The following is a 14,556-nucleotide window of genomic DNA, read 5'->3' on the forward strand; positions in this document are numbered from 1 at the left end:
CCCTCGCCCGGGTGTGGTGGGCACCGCGAAGCGGGCGGGGCAGGGCCGCCTCCCTCGATTGAGGTGAGGCGGCCCCTTCCTTAAAGGGACATCTTGCGACTACTTCACGTCCTCGTCGACCCAGTCCATGGACTTCGTGACAGCCTTCTTCCAGAGCCGCATCTGGCGTTCCTGTTCCGCGGCCTCCATCTTGGGTACCCAGCGCTTGTCCTCGGACCAGTTGGCCGAAAGCTCGCCGAGGTCTTTCCAGAAGCCCACGGCCAGTCCTGCCGCATAAGCGGCACCCAGGGCGGTGGTTTCCACGACCTTGGGACGGATCACCGGGACACCCAGTATGTCTGCCTGGAACTGCATCAGCGCATCATTGGCGACCATGCCGCCGTCGACCTTCAGTTCCGTGAGCGGAACGCCCGAGTCGGCATTGACGGCGTCAAGCACCTCACGGGTCTGGAATGCGGTTGATTCCAGCGCGGCACGCGCAATGTGGTTCTTGTTAACAAAGCGCGTGAGCCCCACAATGGCGCCGCGGGCATCGGAGCGCCAATAGGGAGCAAACAGCCCGGAGAACGCCGGGACGATGTACACGCCGCCATTGTTCTCCACGGAGGCAGCGAGCGTCTCTACCTCGGGAGCGCTGCTGATCATGCCCAGATTGTCGCGCAGCCACTGAATGAGTGAACCGGTGACGGCGATGGAGCCTTCCAGCGCATAGTGCGGCGCCGCGTCCCCGAGCTTGTAGCCAACGGTAGTAAGAAGTCCGTTCTTGGAGTGGATGATCTCCTCACCGGTGTTGAAGATCAGGAAGCAGCCTGTGCCGTAGGTGTTCTTTGCCTCACCGGCCTGGAACGCCGCCTGGCCGAAGGTTGCCGCCTGCTGGTCGCCCAGAATGCCTGCCACGGGCACTTCCCGGAGCAGCTGCGAGGTGTGGACCGTGCCGTAGACCTCGGAGGAGGACTTGATGGCTGGCATCATGCTGACCGGAACTCCGAAGATGCCCAGGATTTCCTCATCCCACTGCAGGGTTTCCAGGTCCATAAACAGCGTGCGTGAGGCGTTGGTGACATCGGTGACGTGGACGCCCCCGTCGGTTCCGCCGGTCAGGTTCCAGAGCACCCAGGAATCGGTGTTGCCGAACACCAGGTCCCCTGCCTCAGCTTTGGCGCGGGCGCCGTCCACGTTGTCCAGGATCCACTTGATCTTGGTCCCGGAGAAGTACGTGGCGAGCGGCAGTCCCACTTTCTGCTTGAAGCGCTCGGGCCCGCCGTCCTTGGCGAGCTCATCCACGATGTCCTGAGTTCGGGTGTCCTGCCAGACGATCGCGTTGTACACGGCCTCGCCGGTGGTCTTGTCCCACACCACAGCGGTTTCACGCTGGTTGGTAATACCGACGGCGGCGATGTCGTGCCGGGTCAGGTTCGCCTTGGACAGAGCCGAGGCGATGACCTCACGCGTGTTGTTCCAGATCTCGGCAGGATCGTGCTCAACCCAGCCGGCTTTGGGGAAGATCTGCTCATGCTCCATCTGGCCCTGGGAAACGATGTTTCCACTGTGGTCGAAGACGATGGCACGGGAGCTGGTGGTTCCCTGATCGATGGCGATTACGTATTGGTTCATGATGACGTCCTTGTCTGTTTGCAGCAGTGGTGGCTTGTTGCGGGAAATCTATGCGGCGGCCGTGAAGACGATCGGCAGGACCTTGGCGATGAGGCCCGCAAGAGTTCCACCAACCAGCGGACCCACAACCGGTATCCAGGAGTAGCTCCAGTCGCTGGAACCCTTGCCCTTGATAGGCAGGAGGGCGTGGGCGATGCGCGGCCCCAGGTCACGGGCAGGGTTGATGGCATAGCCGGTGGGACCGCCCAGCGACACGCCGATGCCCACAACCAGGAGGCCCACGGCCAGGGGGCCCAGGCCGGACGGAGTGCCGCCGAAGGTGAGGATAACGAAAACGAGCACAAAGGTGCCGATGATTTCCGTGGCCAGATTCCAGGGTGTGGAGCGGATAGCCGGGCCGGTGGAGAAGGTAGCAAGTTTACTGGCGGCCTCGGGCTCTGCATCGAAGTGCTGCTTGTAGGCCGCCCAGCACAAGATCGCACCGAGGAATGCGCCCAGCAGTTCCGCACCGAAGTACGTCAGTGTGGATGCGATGTCGACCGGCACACCCGGGGCATATTCGTGCTTGCCGTTCACTAGCAGGCCAAGTGTGACGGCCGGGTTGAGGTGGGCACCTGACTTGGCGGCTACGAAGACACCGGCGAAGACGGCAATGCCCCACCCCCAGGTGACCATCAGGAATCCGCCGTTGTTGCCTTTTGTGCCCTTGAGGGCGACGTTGGCCACCACGCCGCAACCCAGCAGGGTCAGCATCCCGGTTCCGAATACTTCGGAAAGAAAAACAATTCCAAGAGACATCTTTGACTCCTCTATTTTCTGTTGTCAGTCCTTCGCGAGTTTGAAGGACCGTTGAGCCGGAAGTGTCTGTTCGCTTCCGGCCGTCGGCCGGGCCGGTCCGCAAAGTTGTGCGGACCGCCCGTCCCTTGTGCCCGGACTTCCCCTGCCCGGGCGTGCAAGATTTTAGGCGACCAAGCTGTGGATCTCGACGCCGTGGTGGCTCAGGAGCACCTCCTGTGCATGGCGGATTTCCGCAGCGCGGGCCGCTGCATTCCAGCCGAGCGGGCCGGCCAGCACCTGGGCAATTTCGTTCAGCAGCTCTCCCGTGACAAGCCCACGGAATGCCAGTGACGTCCGCCGGATCAGGACATCGATAAGGTGTCCGATCTGTTCGCTCTCGGCCATGAATTCCAGCTCGCGCACGCTGAGTTCACGCGTCGAGTGCAACAGCCGGTCCGGACCGCCATCGAGGTAGCTGATGACGTCCTCGGCACGGGTCCCGTACCGGGTCAGGAGTACGGATGCACGTGCGGCATCCCGGCCCGTGGACATGTGTGCCTTGATCCACTTCTGGATACCGGCGTCACTGTCCGGGAAGCCGGCCCCGCCGCCGATGGCGAGTTTCGCCGTCGAGACCTTACGTTCCAGTCCCAGCTCAGCGAGGACGTCGTTCGTCATGTGTTCGGCCAGTGCCCGGAACGTGGTCCATTTGCCGCCCACAAGGCTGAGCACGACGGCGGCGCTTCCGCCGGCTGCCGCCGCTCCCGTTTCCGGGGCGAGGCGCTCGATCCGGTAGTCCCGGGAAACGAATCCGGGCTGTGTGTCATCGTGCTTCGGTAAGGGGCGGACGCCGGCGAAGGTGTACACGATCTGCCCGCGGTCCACCTTGATATCGGGGAAGACGTTGCCGATCAGGTCAAAGAAGTAGTCGATCTCTGCCTCGGTGCAGACAGCATCCTGGGCCATGTCGGCGTCCACGTCCGTGGTGCCCACCAGGACGCGGTCTCCCATCGGGTAGATCAGGACAATCCGCCCGTCCGTGTGCTCAAAGAAGATTTCGCGACCGTTGCAGGCCTCAAGGAGCGCCGGGTGGTCAAGCACAATATGCGAGCCCTTGGTGCCGCCCATAAAGGATGACGCGGCACCCATGGCCTGGTTGGTCAGATCCACCCACGCTCCTGTGGTGTTGACGATGACGTCCGCTGTGAAGTCAAAGACCCCGCCTGTCAGTTCATCGCGAAGCTGCACCGTAGTGCCCTTTTCAGCACTGGGTGCAGAAGCACCCCCCGAGGAAACAAGTGAAAGGTAGTTGCTGGCCCGGGCGCTTCCTGTACCGTCCGCCGCGCCCGCCTTCTCGCCGTCCTGAAGCACATCCAGTGTGAGGCGCTCCGGGTTGTGGACTGAGGCGTCGAAGTAGGTTGCCGCGTACTTGATGCCCGGGTTGAGCATGGGCAGTTCGGCCAGGGCCCGCTTGCGTCCGCGAAACTGGTGACGTGGCACATTGCCGCCGTCGCGGGAGAACGAATCGTACATGCTCAGCCCGAGCTTGATGAGAAATGCACCGCGCTCCCGGGGCTTGCCGTGCTGTTTGTGAGTCAGAAACCGCAGCGGCGCGGAGAGAACTCCGGAGAATGTGCTGAAGATGGGAATGGTGGTTTGGAGCGGCTTGACGTAGTGGGGCGCAATCCGCAGGAGCCGATTGCGCTCCACCACGGATTCCTGGACCAGCCGGAACTCGCCGTTTTCCAGGTAGCGGATACCGCCGTGGATCATGTGCGATGACGCGCCACTGGCACCCTGGCAGTAGTCACCGCGCTCAACGAGGGCAACGTCCACACCCTGTAGGGCCAGATCGCGGAAGGTCCCCACTCCGTTGATTCCGCCACCGATGATCAGCACCTGTGCACGGGGCCGCTGACGCAAGCCCTCCACTGATGTGCGCTGTGTTGATGCATGCCCGCTGAATGTGGCCGGATGACCGGATGAATCCTTGAGTCCCAAAACAGCTCCCTTGGGTTTGGTCCTGTGCGGCGCGCCACAAGACGCGGCGCCGTTCTCCACTATTCTTTGAAGTAATGGAAAATGTAGTCAAGCTATATGCACAAACGTGCAGAACGGAATCCGGATGCCACGCTCGCGCCACGCCGAGGCCCTCAGGGCCGCACAGCTGTATTACCTCCAGGACCTGACCATGGACGCGATAGCCAGGGAACTAAGGACCTCGCGGTCTACTGTTTCGCGGCTGCTTTCTTCAGCGCGGGATTCGGGCCTGGTCCAGATCCAGATCCGTAACCCTATGGACACCGGGCCCGAGCTGGAAGGCATGATCCGCAGCGCGTACAAAGTGGATGTGCACGTTGTCCCGGTCCTGGACACGCTCAATGAGGCCGAAACACTTGACCGCGTGGCTATGCAAGCCGCGCGGACCATTGGCCCGTTGGTGGATTCCAACGCCATCATCGGCGTGGCCTGGGGCTCCACCCTCAGTGCTGTCAGCCGGCATCTCACCCGGAAGATCACCCATGACAGCGTGATCGTCCAGCTCAACGGCGCCGGAAACATGCAGACAACGGGCATCACCTACGCCAGTGACATCATGCGGCGATTCGGCATTGCGTACGGTGCCAGGGTTGAGCAGTTCCCCGTTCCCGCGTTCTTTGACCATGCGGCCACAAAAACCGCCATGTGGAATGAACGCAGTGTGCAACGGATCCTCGAACTGCAGTCACGCATGAGCATCGCCATTTTCGGCGTCGGATCCGTCGATGCCGACTACCCCAGCCACGTTTATGCCGGCGGCTATCTCGATGAAAACGACCTCGACGTCCTGGCCAACTCGGACGTTGTGGGGGACGTGGCAACAGTATTCTTCCGTGCCGACGGTTCCTCCCACGGCATCACGCTGAACGAACGCTCCACCGGCCCGGCATTTTCCCAGCTGCGCCAGGTGCGGCGGCGCATCTGCGTGGTGTCCGGTGCCTCCAAAATCAACGGTCTGCGCGGCGCGCTCACGGCGGGGCTTGCAACGGACCTGATCCTTGACGAGGCCACCGCCCGCCGGCTGGTCAGCCTCGACGGCCTGCCCTGACCGGCCTGCCCTTAACAGCGCAGCGCCGCGAGTCGGTAGAGTCATGGCTATGAAAACCCCGCCCCGCCTCAGCCTCAACAACGGAGTGCTGATCGACCAGCTTGGCTTCGGACTGTACAAAGTACCGTCCACCGATGCCGCCGGCCTGGTAACCATGGCTCTGGAAGCCGGCTACCGCCACTTCGACACGGCAGCTCTTTACGGCAATGAAACCGGAGTGGGCAAGGGAATCGGTGCATTGTCCGGCTTCGAGGGAAGCGGCGGCGGGTCAGGTGAGGCTTCCCCTGCGGTCTCGCGCGAAGACCTTTTTATCACCACCAAGGTCTGGAACGATGACCACGGCTACGACGCCACGTTGCGCGCATTCGACGCCTCAATGGTGAATCTGGGTCTAGAATACCTGGACCTCTACCTGATTCACTGGCCCTGTCCGGAACAGGGACTGTATCAGGAAAGCTACCGGGCGCTTGAGACTCTCTACCGTGAAGGCAGGGTCCGCGCCATCGGCGTCTCCAACTTCCAGCAGGAGCATTTGGACAGGCTCCTGGAAAAAGCCGAAGTGATCCCTGCCGTAAACCAGATCGAACTCCAGCCCTGGCTGCAGCAGAACGAGCTGCGCGAACTTCACAGCAGGCTGGGCATTCTCACGGAATCGTGGAGTCCGCTGGGACGGGGGCAGGTCCTCACCGACCCGGAAGTCCTTGCGCTTGCCGGGGAGCACGGCCGCAGTGCTGCCCAGATCGTTCTTAGATGGCAGGTTCAACTCGGCAACATCGTGATTCCCAAAGCCAGTTCGTCCGGACGGATCCGGGAGAACCTGGATATCTTCGGTTTCGCGCTGGACGCCTCCGACATGGCGCGCGTGGCGGCTATTGACCGAGGCCAGAGCACCGGCTCACGCGCCACCACCGACGGCTGAGGCCCGCAAGCATGCCGATAGCAGACACCAACCAGTCGCCTGAACCGTCCTTTTTCAGTGCGCAGCTGCCCGCAAGGACAAAAGCCTCGGACATTGACCTCGACGGCGGAAACGTTGCGTACTGGAGCTACGAACCCGTCCATGTGACAGCCGAGACCCGCACCATCCTGGTGGTCCATGGTTTCCGGGGCGATCACCACGGCCTGCTGCGGATCGCCGATCAGCTTCCCGGGATGTGGATCATCATGCCGGACCTGCCAGGCTTCGGCAGCTCGGAAGCGTTCAGCTCCGGGGTGCACAGCGTTGAACATTATGTGGAGTTCATCAGCGATTTCATGCTGGCACTGAGGTTAGGTCCGGACACGGTCCTGCTGGGCCACTCTTTCGGGTCCATTGTCGCCTCACATTTCGTAGCAGCCCATCCGCTGGCCGTCAGCCCGCTCATTCTGATTAACCCCATTGCGGCGCCGGCATTGGAGGGCCCCAAGGGCATCATGACCAGGCTTGCCGTGCTTTACTACCAGCTGTCCGCCAGACTCCCCCGGCGTATCGGCCTCGCTCTGCTGCGGAGCCCGTTGATTGTCCGGATCATGAGCGTGACCATGGCCAAAACGAAGGACGAGCAGTTGCTCCGGTTCATCCACGGACAGCACCATGCCTACTTCAGCGCCTTTGCCAACAGGGAAAGTCTGCTGGAATCCTTCAGGGCTTCCGTCAGCGGAAACGTGGCCGAAGTAGCGGCCCAGCTTACCCTTCCCGTCCTGCTGGTAGCGGGGGAAAAGGATGAGATCGCCACCCTCCCTGACCAGCACCGGCTGGCTGCGCTCCTGCCGGACGCGACCCTGGAAGTGATTCCAGGCGTGGGGCACCTGATCCACTACGAAACCCCCGGGCCGGCCGCCGGGTTCATCCGACGCTTCCTGAAGGACCACCCCGCGTGAAAATAGTCATCGACGCCCGCTTCACCAGGACCGACCACCACGACGGAATCAGCCGTTACGGTGCCAGCCTGATAGCGGCCACGGCCAAAATCGCTGATGTATCCATGCTGATCAGTGACACCCGCCAGCTGGCGCTGCTGCCCGAGGTGCCCTACACACTGATCAACAGCCCTCTGTCCCCCACCGAGCTGTTCGTGGCACGGAAAGTGAACCCCCTCGGCGCGGACGTTGTGGTGTGTCCCATGCAGACCATGGGGACCTGGGGCCGGAAGTACGGCCTTGTTCTGACCCTCCACGACCTCATCTACTACGAGCACCCGGCGCCACCGGGGTTCCTCCCGGCGCCGGTGCGGCTTCTCTGGCGCCTTTACCACAAGGCGTTCTGGCCGCAACGGCTCCTTCTCAACCGCGCTGACATCGTGGCCACCATCAGCCGGACGACGGAGGCGCTGATGTCAAAATACCGGCTGACACAACGTGCCGTCCGGATTGTCGGGAATGCACCGCAGCCTGCACAGGACCCCCGGGATCCTGCCGCCGGTGCCGACAAGACAATCCTCTATATGGGTTCCTTTATGCCGTACAAGAACGTTGAGACCCTGCTGCAAGGCATGTCCGGGCTGCCGGAATTTACGCTGCACCTCCTGAGCCGGATCACTCCGCAGCGGCGTGCCGAGTTGGAGGTCATGGTTCCACCCGGCACCCACGTGGTTTTCCACAATGGCGTGACTGACGGTGAATACACGGAGTTACTCAAGCGCACCACCGCTTTGGTCAGTCTATCCAAAGCTGAGGGGTATGGGCTCCCCCTCGTGGAGGCCATGGCCCTCGGCACACCCGTGATTGCCAGCGACATCCCGATCTTCCGCGAAGTGGGCGGCGACGTGGTGTCCTACGTGGATCCGGGGTCTGCCCCGGCATTCGCCGCGGCAGTCACGCGCCTTGCCGAGGCAGGTCACTGGGAGGAAACCTCGCGACTCTCCGTGCAGCGCGCCGGCGTCTTCAGCTGGGACGAGTCAGCACGGCAACTCGTGGCGGTTGCCGCAGAAGTGATGGCCCTGCGCGCCCGCTAGCAGGCTCAGAGGACATCCACGCCGTCGAGTCTCAGCTGCACCGGACCTTCGCTACGTTTGGCAGCGCTGGCTGCCTTGGCCGCCCGCAGTGCCCTGGTCACCCCTGCTGCCTGTGCATAGGGAATAAACATCAGGGTGCGGACGTCCTCTGATCCTTCCGGCCGGCCGTTCCCGTGACCAATGCCCGCGGACTGGCCGGGCCCTGTCAAGAGGAGCGGTGCCGGCCCGGCCGTACGGAGTTCCACGTCTTCTTCAGCCAGGCGCTGCGCCACCCCCGCGGTGAACTGCCCGACGGCGGCCCTTCCGCCCGTCACGGACGCGATCCGTACCGCCGGCGGCAGTTGCAGCTCCTGCCGGAGTGATAGTTCACGTTGGGCATACCCGGCCGGATCCCAGCGCAGCAGGGCGCCGACGGCTGCGGTGTCGTCGGCAGTGATCACCACAAGTCCGCCCTCCGACGCTGGGCGGACAAGCGCCGCAGCGTTAAACCAGCGTCTCACTGTGTCTTCCCCCGCCCGCAGGTTTTCGCGGCGAAGGAGGGAATCGCCGTCGAGCAGAAGCGCGGCAGCGTATCCTCCGGGAGCCACCGGCTCCGCTCCCACGGTTGCCACTACGAGGGCCTTGCTGTCCGGCACGGTGGCCTTGACATGATCGCCGGAGGACGTAACAACAGACTTACCCGGAAACGCACGGCCGAGTTCTTCGGCCGTGCGCAGCACACCGGTGGCGCCACGCCGCAGCCTGGTGTTGTTGCAATGACCGCAGCGCCACTCCGGTGCGGATGTTGAACACCACCGGCATTGCGGAACCGCTGAGCTGCCGCTGGCACCGGCTACCGCGAGGGGACCCTGGCACGAGGTACACCGGGCGGGTTCCCGGCAGACATCACACACGAGAGAAGGTGCATATCCGGCGCGCGCCACCTGCACCAGCACGGGTCCCCGTTCCAGTCCTTCCTTGGCTGCCCGCCAGGCGGCGCCGGGGAGACGGGCAATCCGGGCCAGAGGATCGCGCTCCTGCTCGAAGCTGTCTGCCGTGTTCAGCACTCGGGGGGCGGTACGACGCACTTCGTCCCGAGCCGCTGCGACAGGTATTGCCCACCCGGATTCGACCAGCCGCTGGGCCTCGGTGCTTCGGGTGTGGCCGGCCAGCAAGCATGCTGCGCCCTCCTGCTCGGCGCGCAGCAGCAGCACCTCACGGGTGTGGGCATACGGTGAGCGCTGTTCGATGTGGAGATCGTCGCCATCGTCCCAGCACACCACTAGTCCGAGGTCCTGAACGGGTGCGTAGGCGGCCGAGCGGGTCCCGATTGCCACGCGGGCCGCGCCGTTCAGGATCCGGAGGAAACTCCGGTAACGCGGCGTGGGACCGTCGTCAGCCGTCAGCCGGGCGATGTCCCCCGCCGGCAGAACTTCAGCGAGTGCGGCCTCCGCCCGGTCCAGATCCCGATAGTCAGGGACCACAACCACTGCGCCGCGGCCGGACGCGCGCACGGCTGCCACGGCGTCGGCAATCAGCCGGGGCCAGCCGGTTTCCCCGAAGCCCTGGAGCGCACCGAGGACGGCCCGTGGTGACCCGCCGGTGCTCAGATGCTGGAGGAATGCACTACCGTTGCGATAGCGTGGCCAACCGCCACCCGTTCCCCTGCCGAGTGGAATGCTGCCGGGAGTGGCGTCCGCCGTGGCGTCGACGGTTTCCCCAGGACGTTCGCCAAGAGGCAGATCCACTGTTCCGGCTGAGAACAATTCCTTCTCCAGCTTGGCAACGCGCGGCGGAATGGCCACCCGCAGCACATCACTGCTCGTACCGGAATAGCGTGCAGCCACACTGGCTGCGAGATCACGAATGGCCGGGGCAAGAACGGGGACCGGAGATATAACCTTATGAAGCGGGATCAAGGACTGGCCGGCGTCGGATTCTTCAACCCGCTCCAGGATGTACCCGCTGAGGTCCTGACCGTTGAAAGTGACCTTAACCCGCACACCGGGCTGTGCAGAATCGTCAAGAGCTGCGGGCACGCTGTAGTCGAAAGGGCGGTCCAGATGCGGCAACGGCGATTCAATGAGCACTCTGGCCACGGGCCGCGTGGTTGCCAGCGGAGGCCCCGCAGGGGCATTCGGCCGCGACGGAAAGCCCTGCAGCAAGGAAAGCTGGACGGGCTCTTCGGCGGCCACTGCAGTTACCTCCGTTCAGCATCCCGGGATGGATATAAGCCAGCTCAACTGAGACTGCCATGCCTAGCCAAACACAGGCGTCTGACATTCACGCTTTTGCAGGCCCGTACGGTGTCCGGGCAGGACCTCAGGCGTTGAAGTACGCCTTGAGGTCCTCTACCCGGTCCAGCCGTTCCCATGTAAAGTCCGGATCGTCGCGGCCGAAGTGGCCGTGCGCCGCCGTCTTGGCGTAGATGGGGCGCTTGAGATCAAGGGCGTCGATGATGGCCCGGGGGCGCAGATCAAAAAGCTGCGCGATCGCGGCACTGATCTGAGCCGGATCCACCGTTTCGGTTCCGAACGTCTCAACATAGGTACCCACTGGCCTGGCTTGGCCGATCGCATAGGCAATCTGGATCTCAGCACGCTTCGCGAGCCCGGCAGCTACCACGTTCTTGGCAACCCAGCGCATGGCGTAAGCTGCGGAGCGGTCAACTTTTGACGGGTCTTTGCCGGAGAACGCACCGCCGCCGTGGCGCGCCATGCCGCCATAGGTGTCCACGATGATCTTGCGACCGGTCAGGCCGGCGTCGCCCACTGGTCCGCCGATCACAAATTCACCTGCAGGGTTAAGAATGTTGGCTGCGCGGGAGATGTCCAGATTCGCGGCTGCCAGCACGGGGTCGATGACAAAGCTCGCCAGATCGGCACGCAGCCGGTCCAAGCTTGTGCCTTCCGCATGCTGGCTCGAGATCACAACGGTCTCCACGGAAACCGGGCGGTCGCCGTCATACCCGATGGTGACCTGAGTTTTGCCGTCGGGGCGCAGGTAGGAGAGCTCGCCGTTCTTGCGTACTTCCGTCAGCCGCTCGGACAAGCGATGGGCCAGCCAGATCGGCGTAGGCATGTACGAGGGTGTTTCGTCGCTGGCATAGCCGAACATTATGCCCTGGTCGCCGGCACCCTGGAGATCATAGTCGTCCTCCTGCCGGCCCTCACGGGCTTCGAGTGAGTTGAAGACTCCCCCGGCGATGTCATTGGACTGCTGGCCGATGGACACTGACACTCCGCAGCGTGCGCCGTCAAATCCGTTGGCCGAGGAGTCGTAGCCGATGCCGAGAATAGTCTCGCGGACAATCTGCGGGATCTCGACGTAGGCGTCCGTGGTGACCTCCCCGGCCACGTGGACCAGGCCGGTGGTGGCCATGGTTTCGACGGCGACGCGGGACTCGGGGTCCTTGGCGAGCAAGGCATCCAGAATCGCATCGCTGATCTGGTCGCAGATCTTGTCCGGATGGCCTTCAGTTACCGACTCGGAGGTAAAGAGCCGGAGTGCGGAGGGCGTGGTGGCGTGGGACGCGGGAATGTGCAGCGGTAAAGTCACTCAACTACCTTACTGGTTGGGTTGCGGACGTCCGGGGACATGTGTCCCCGTGCTAAGGAGACGTTCCTGACACCGGAGTTCAGGCTCGTGGCAAAACGTGGCTCAGCTCGAAGCTGATGCGGTCTGTAATGGCGGCGGCAACGTCCTGCTTGGATCCCGACGCCGATTGTGGTTCGGAGTTGGCCCGGGCGAGGATGACTACCGAGTTGTGGTCCTTGCCGAAGACCTGGTCCCGCCCTACGTGGTTGACCACCAGGAGGTCGCACCCTTTGCGCGTCAGTTTTTCCGCCGCATAGTGCAGGACATCGCCGTTGGCATCCCCGGTTTCCGCTGCGAATCCGACAATCAGCTGACGGCCGCCGGTCTGGTCCCGGAGCTGCACCAGCTCCTGGAGAATGTCCGGATTGCGGACCAGGGTAATAACGGGATCTGCGGTGTCGTCGCGCTTTTTGATTTTAGTGTCTGAAACGTCCGCGGGGCGGAAGTCGGCCACCGCCGCGGCCATGATCACGACGTCGGAATCCGCCGCCGCTGTCAGTGCAGCTTCCCGGAGCTGCAGCGCCGTTTCCACTTCCACGAGTTCCACACCGGGGGGTGCGGGCACGTCCATGTGCGCGGCAAGCAGACGCACGGATGCCCCGGCGTTGCGTGCAGCGACTGCCAAGGCAACCCCTTGCTTGCCGGAGGAACGGTTGCCCAGGAAACGGACAGGATCGAGCGGTTCCCGTGTTCCGCCGGCAGTGATGGTCACTGTCCGCCCCGTGAGCGGGAGCCTGCCTTGCGTGAGTGCCATGGCGGCGTCAAAGATCACGTCCGGATCCGGCAGGCGGCCCGGACCCGAATCAGCACCCGTCAACCTGCCGCTGGCGGGCTCCAGAACCGTGATACCACGGCCGCGCAGGGTTTCGACGTTCGCCTGCGTGGCGGCATGCTGCCACATTTCGGTGTGCATGGCGGGCGCAAAGAGTACCGGGCCACGGGCCATCAAAAGTGTGTTGGTGAGGAGATCGTTGGCCTGGCCTGTGGCAGCCCTGGCCAGAAGATCGGCAGTGGCTGGTGCCACCACGATCAGCGCTGCCTCGTGGCCCAGCCGGACGTGGTTCACCTGCGGGACATCGTCAAAGACACTGTTGCTCACCGGATTCCCGGAGAGGGCTTCCCATGTTGCCACGCCAACAAAGCGGGTTGATGCTTCGGTGGGGATGACCGTGACGTTGTGGCCTGCTTCAGTAAAAAGCCGGAGGAGCGACGCCACCTTGTAGGCAGCTATCCCTCCCCCGACTCCGAGGACTATGCGCACGTGACCTCCGTCAACAGGCAGTCTGTTTACTCTGCGGAAGTTACTCTGCAGCTTCGATCGGCGTGGAAACGAGCTTGCCTTCGTTTATCTCGCGCAGGGCGATGGAAAGCGACTTCTCGTTCAGCTTGGTGTCGACCAGCGGGCCGACGTACTCGAACAGACCCTCGTGCAGCTGGGCGTAATAAGCGTTGATCTGACGTGCACGCTTGGCACCGAAGATCACCAGACCGTACTTGGAATCGGCTGCCTCAAGCAGCGAATCGATCGGCGGGTTGATGATGCCTTCAAGGTTCGTGGACACGAATTCTCCAAATTCTAACGGGCTGAAATGTTCCGGCAGCTAGCGCGGGTTCGGGGTCAGCCCCATGAGTGAAACAAGCTCGTCCGCTGCCCGTCGAACGTCATCGTTGATGACGGTGTGATCGAACTCCGGTTCAGCGGCAAGTTCTAGTTTAGCGGTTTCCAGCCTTTGCTGCTGTTCCTCGGCTGTTTCCGTGCCACGGCCCACGAGGCGGCGCACCATTTCCTCCCAGCTGGGCGGCGAGAGGAAGACAAAGTTGGCGTCCGGTACGGCCTTTTTGACCTGGCGTGCGCCCTGCAGATCGATTTCCAGCAAGACTGAGCGGCCGTCCGCAATGGCCTTGTCAACCGTGCTCCGGAGGGTACCGTAACGGTTCCTGCCATGGACGACTGCCCACTCCAGCAGCTCGCCGGCCTCGATCAGTGCATCAAAGTCTTGGGGAGATTTGAAAAAGTAGTGGATGCCGTCCTGCTCCCCCGGCCGCGGGGGACGTGTGGTGGCCGAAACTGAGAGCCAGACGCCGGGATAGTTGTCCCGGATATAGGTGGACACGGTGCCTTTGCCAACAGCCGTAGGGCCTGCGAGGACTGTCAGTCCCGGTTTCTTGCTCACATATTCCTTTGGGGCGGTATTCGGATGTGTCTATTTCTCGTCTATAAAATCTACCAGCGCCCGGCGTTGGTGGACGCCCAGCCCCCGCACCCGCCGGGAAGCCGCGATGCCCAACTGCTCCATGATGGCCGCTGCCCGGACTCTTCCGATCCCGGGCAGCGCTTCCAGCAACTCCACAATCCTCATTCTGGCGATGGCGTCATCCGCCGTACCGGAGCTGATGAGCTCGGCCACAGAAAGCTCGCCTGACTTCAGCCGTGCCTTGGCAGCAGCCCGGCTGGCTCTGGCCGCCGCTGCTTTGTTCAGGGCTTCTGCGCGCTGGAGCGCGGTCAAGGGCTGAAAGCTCACTTCGGTCATCCCCCAGGGTTCGCCGGCGACTCCACGGCCGTAGCCA

13 protein-coding genes are annotated in these 14,556 nt (G+C 63.2%); 4 read left to right on the forward strand and 9 right to left on the reverse strand.

The window, feature by feature from the left end; genetic code table 11:
- Positions 1 to 99: 99 nt before the first annotated feature.
- From glpK to ACQCST_RS11255, 3 genes are all read right to left on the reverse strand, one after another.
- A complete protein-coding gene (gene glpK, locus ACQCST_RS11245; RefSeq protein ID WP_426995870.1) occupies positions 100 to 1,614 on the reverse strand; it encodes a glycerol kinase GlpK in 1,515 nt (504 codons plus the stop codon).
- 48 nt (positions 1,615 to 1,662) lie between these two features.
- Complete coding sequence (locus ACQCST_RS11250; RefSeq protein WP_426995871.1) at positions 1,663 to 2,412, reverse strand: MIP/aquaporin family protein; 750 nt, start codon at positions 2,410 to 2,412, stop codon at positions 1,663 to 1,665.
- Between the two features lie 162 nt (positions 2,413 to 2,574).
- Entirely contained in the window at positions 2,575 to 4,392 is a 1,818-nt protein-coding gene (locus ACQCST_RS11255) for a glycerol-3-phosphate dehydrogenase/oxidase (protein ID WP_426995872.1), read from the reverse strand.
- Positions 4,393 to 4,516: 124 nt separating this feature from the next.
- On the opposite strand from ACQCST_RS11255, the gene ACQCST_RS11260 reads away from it, so the two are divergent.
- Genes ACQCST_RS11260 through ACQCST_RS11275 form a run of 4 tightly spaced genes read left to right on the forward strand, consistent with a single transcriptional unit; the run spans position 4,517 to position 8,412 of the window.
- A complete protein-coding gene (locus tag ACQCST_RS11260) occupies positions 4,517 to 5,479 on the forward strand; it encodes a sugar-binding transcriptional regulator (RefSeq protein ID WP_426995873.1) in 963 nt (320 codons plus the stop codon).
- Between the two features lie 49 nt (positions 5,480 to 5,528).
- Positions 5,529 to 6,398 carry an aldo/keto reductase gene (locus tag ACQCST_RS11265; protein ID WP_426995874.1) on the forward strand — a complete coding sequence of 290 codons (870 nt, stop codon included), beginning with the start codon at positions 5,529 to 5,531 and terminating at the stop codon, positions 6,396 to 6,398.
- A gap of 11 nt (positions 6,399 to 6,409) precedes the next feature.
- Positions 6,410 to 7,339 carry an alpha/beta fold hydrolase gene (locus tag ACQCST_RS11270; RefSeq protein WP_426995875.1) on the forward strand — a complete coding sequence of 310 codons (930 nt, stop codon included), beginning with the start codon at positions 6,410 to 6,412 and terminating at the stop codon, positions 7,337 to 7,339.
- Entirely contained in the window at positions 7,336 to 8,412 is a 1,077-nt protein-coding gene (locus ACQCST_RS11275) for a glycosyltransferase family 4 protein (protein WP_426995876.1), read from the forward strand. Before ACQCST_RS11270 ends, ACQCST_RS11275 begins: the two co-directional genes overlap by 4 nt.
- A 5-nt stretch (positions 8,413 to 8,417) precedes the next feature.
- Here ACQCST_RS11275 and ACQCST_RS11280 read toward each other — a convergent pair whose 3' ends face one another.
- The 6 genes from ACQCST_RS11280 to mihF all read right to left on the reverse strand — a co-directional run bounded on the left by ACQCST_RS11280 (position 8,418) and on the right by mihF (position 14,519).
- A complete protein-coding gene (locus ACQCST_RS11280; protein ID WP_426995877.1) occupies positions 8,418 to 10,586 on the reverse strand; it encodes a primosomal protein N' in 2,169 nt (722 codons plus the stop codon).
- Positions 10,587 to 10,713: 127 nt separating this feature from the next.
- Positions 10,714 to 11,949 (reverse strand): methionine adenosyltransferase, encoded by a 1,236-nt coding sequence (gene metK / locus ACQCST_RS11285; protein ID WP_426995878.1) that lies wholly within the window; start codon positions 11,947 to 11,949, stop codon positions 10,714 to 10,716.
- A 79-nt stretch (positions 11,950 to 12,028) separates the two neighbouring features.
- On the reverse strand, positions 12,029 to 13,249 hold the full coding sequence (gene coaBC / locus ACQCST_RS11290; protein ID WP_426995879.1) for a bifunctional phosphopantothenoylcysteine decarboxylase/phosphopantothenate--cysteine ligase CoaBC: 1,221 nt from the start codon (positions 13,247 to 13,249) through the stop codon (positions 12,029 to 12,031).
- 40 nt (positions 13,250 to 13,289) lie between these two features.
- Positions 13,290 to 13,550 carry a DNA-directed RNA polymerase subunit omega gene (gene rpoZ / locus ACQCST_RS11295; RefSeq protein ID WP_003800778.1) on the reverse strand — a complete coding sequence of 87 codons (261 nt, stop codon included), beginning with the start codon at positions 13,548 to 13,550 and terminating at the stop codon, positions 13,290 to 13,292.
- 39 nt (positions 13,551 to 13,589) lie between these two features.
- On the reverse strand, positions 13,590 to 14,162 hold the full coding sequence (gene gmk, locus ACQCST_RS11300) for a guanylate kinase (protein ID WP_426995880.1): 573 nt from the start codon (positions 14,160 to 14,162) through the stop codon (positions 13,590 to 13,592).
- A gap of 30 nt (positions 14,163 to 14,192) precedes the next feature.
- Positions 14,193 to 14,519: an integration host factor, actinobacterial type gene (gene mihF, locus ACQCST_RS11305; protein ID WP_426995881.1), complete on the reverse strand. Its 327-nt coding sequence runs from the start codon at positions 14,517 to 14,519 to the stop codon at positions 14,193 to 14,195.
- Between the last annotated feature and the right edge of the window lie 37 nt (positions 14,520 to 14,556).

It is taken from the genome of Pseudarthrobacter sp. N5, assembly GCF_050157035.1.
Classification (GTDB): domain Bacteria; phylum Actinomycetota; class Actinomycetes; order Actinomycetales; family Micrococcaceae; genus Arthrobacter.